Genomic DNA, 2,679 nt, shown 5'->3' with positions numbered 1-2,679 from the left:
GGTGAGTTCTGCTTCGATGGCCGCCTGGAGGCGTTCTTCGAGCAGGGGGGAGCCGATTTGTTGCACGATCTCGCTGAGGAAGCCGCGCACGACGAGGCGCCGGGCCTCGTCTTCGCTGATGCCGCGGGACTGCAGGTAGAACAGCTGCTCGTCGTCGAAGCGGCCGGTCGCGCTCGCGTGCCCGGCCCCCGTGATGTCGCCGGTCTCGATCTCGAGGTTCGGGATCGAGTCCGCCCGGGTGCCTTCGGTGAGCACGAGGTTACGATTCTGTTCGTAGCTGTCGGTCCCGGCCGCATCCCGCCCGATCAGGACGTCGCCGATCCACACGGTGCGGGCACCCTGACCCTGCAACGCACCCTTGTAGGTGACGCGGCTGCGACTGTTCGGCGCGACATGGTTCACGAACACCTGCTGCTCGAGGTGCTGGCCGGCGTCGGCGAAGTACAGGCCGAGCAGCTCCGTGTCCGAACCGATCCCGGCTAGACGCACCGACGGGTTCACCCGCACGATGCTGCCGCCCAGGCTCACCACGATGTGCTTCAACCGTGCGTCGCGGCCGATGGTGGCGAAGTGGTTCGTCAGGTGCACGGCCGTGTCGCCCCATTCCTGCAGACTGACCACGGTCAGGTTCGCGGACTCGCCCAGGATGATCTCGACGTTCTCGCTCAGCCGGGCCGCACCCGTGTTCTCCAGGATCAGGATGGCCTGGCTGAATGGCTTGGCCTCGATGATGGTGTGCGCGCCGCGCGCGCCGGAACCCAGGCCGGCACGGGTGACCGTGACCTCCTTGGCCTCCTCACCGCTGATCGTGATCGCGAGAGCCTTCTCGAAACTCGACCACGCGTTCGCCGACGCGCGCTCCTCGGGCGCCCCGGCCGAACCGATCCGCGGGTCGGTGCGATCGACCCAGGCGACGCTGACCCCGGGGACGCGTGAAGACTCGACCGGGTACTCCGACCCGTCGAGCACACCCGCGGTCAGGTCGGTGAACTTCTTCACCGGCGATAGCTTCCAGACCGCTTCACGACCCGTGACGGGACCGAAGTCGGCCACGTTCACGCTCGCGAACCGGTCCGACCGGGTCTGCACCGGCACATAACCGAAACGGCCGTCCGAGTGCTCCTTGATGCCGTGCTGCTCCGCAGTAGGCATGGCATTTGTTGTGGATGCCGGGGTGGTTGGTGGGGAATTGAGTTGTGCAGAGGCGGCGGACATTTAGCCGACGGATCCTTCCATGCCCATTTCAATGAGCTTGTTGAGTTCAAGGGCGTACTCCATCGGCAGCTCCCGGGCAATCGGCTCGATGAAGCCGCGCACGATCATGGCCATCGCCTCATCTTCGGGCATCCCCCGGCTCATCAGGTAGAACAGCTGCTCCTCGCTGACCCGCGACACCGTGGCCTCATGGCCCAACTGCACATCATCGACCCGGATATCGATCGACGGATACGTGTCCGAACGCGATTTCGTGTCCACCAGCAACGCGTCACAGCGCACCGTGTTCGCGGAGTGGTGCGCCGTGGCATCCACCCGCACCTCACCACGGTAACCAGACCGGCCACCACCCCGGGCAATCGACTTCGACACGATCGAAGACTGCGTATACGGCGCCATGTGGATCATCTTCGCGCCCGCATCCTGATGCTGACCGGGACCCGCGAACGCCACCGACAGGGTCTCCCCCTTAGCGTGCTCACCCATCAGATAAATCGACGGGTACTTCATCGTGACCTTGGAACCGATGTTGCCGTCGATCCACTCCATCGTGGCACCCTCCGCGGCCGTCGCACGCTTCGTGACCAGGTTGTAGACGTTCGTGGACCAGTTCTGGATAGTCGTGTAGCGAACGCGGGCATTTTTCTTCACAACAATCTCGACCACCGCGGAGTGCAGAGAATCGGACGAGTAGATCGGGGCCGTGCACCCCTCGATGTAGTGCACGTAGCTGCCCTCGTCGGCGATGATCAGGGTGCGCTCGAACTGCCCCATATTCTCCGTATTGATGCGGAAGTAGGCCTGCAGCGGGATCTCCACGTGCACGCCCGGCGGCACATAAACGAAAGAGCCGCCCGACCACACCGAGGTGTTCAGCGCCGCGAACTTGTTGTCGCCGGAGGGAATGATCGTGCCGAAGTACTCCTCGAAGAACTCCGGATGCTCCCTCAACGCCGTGTCAGTATCCATGAAGATGACACCCTGCGCAGCCAATTCTTCGTTGATCTGGTGGTAGACCACCTCGGACTCATACTGGGCCGCGACGCCGGAGACAAGACGCTGACGCTCGGCCTCGGGGATGCCGAGCTTCTCATAGGTGCTCTTGATGTCCTCGGGCAGGTCGTCCCAAGTCTGGGCCTGCTTCTCCGTGGAACGGACAAAATACTTGATGTTGTCGAAATCGATGCCCGACAGGTCAGCACCCCAAGTCGGCATCGGCTTGCGCTCAAACAATTCGAGGGCCTTGAGGCGACGCTGCAGCATCCACTCAGGCTCGCCCTTGAGATTGGAGATATCGGTCACCACCTCCGGCGAAATCCCGCGGCGGGCGGAGGCACCAGCAGCATCGGAGTCGGACCACCCGAATTCGTAGACACCGAGCCCCGCAAGTTCGGGACGGTCAAGAAGGACGTCAGACATATTTACCTCTTCTGCCACCCCGGCAACCCGGATATTAGTCCGGTC

At 63.3% G+C, this 2,679-nt stretch carries 2 protein-coding genes; both read right to left on the bottom strand.

Annotated elements, in window-relative coordinates; translation table 11 throughout:
• On the bottom strand, positions 1 to 1,152 hold a 1,152-nt coding region (gene sufD, locus CXY81_RS00055; protein WP_104169163.1), incomplete at its 3' end, for a Fe-S cluster assembly protein SufD.
• A gap of 63 nt (positions 1,153 to 1,215) precedes the next feature.
• On the bottom strand, positions 1,216 to 2,634 hold the full coding sequence (gene sufB, locus CXY81_RS00050; protein ID WP_104099133.1) for a Fe-S cluster assembly protein SufB: 1,419 nt from the start codon (positions 2,632 to 2,634) through the stop codon (positions 1,216 to 1,218).
• Positions 2,635 to 2,679 lie beyond the last annotated feature (45 nt).

The sequence above is a fragment of the Cryobacterium sp. M25 genome (genome assembly GCF_002929635.1).
Taxonomy (GTDB): domain Bacteria; phylum Actinomycetota; class Actinomycetes; order Actinomycetales; family Microbacteriaceae; genus Cryobacterium; species Cryobacterium sandaracinum.
Note: the sequence above shows the minus strand (reverse complement) of the source record. Positions and strands in the feature narration are given on the sequence as shown.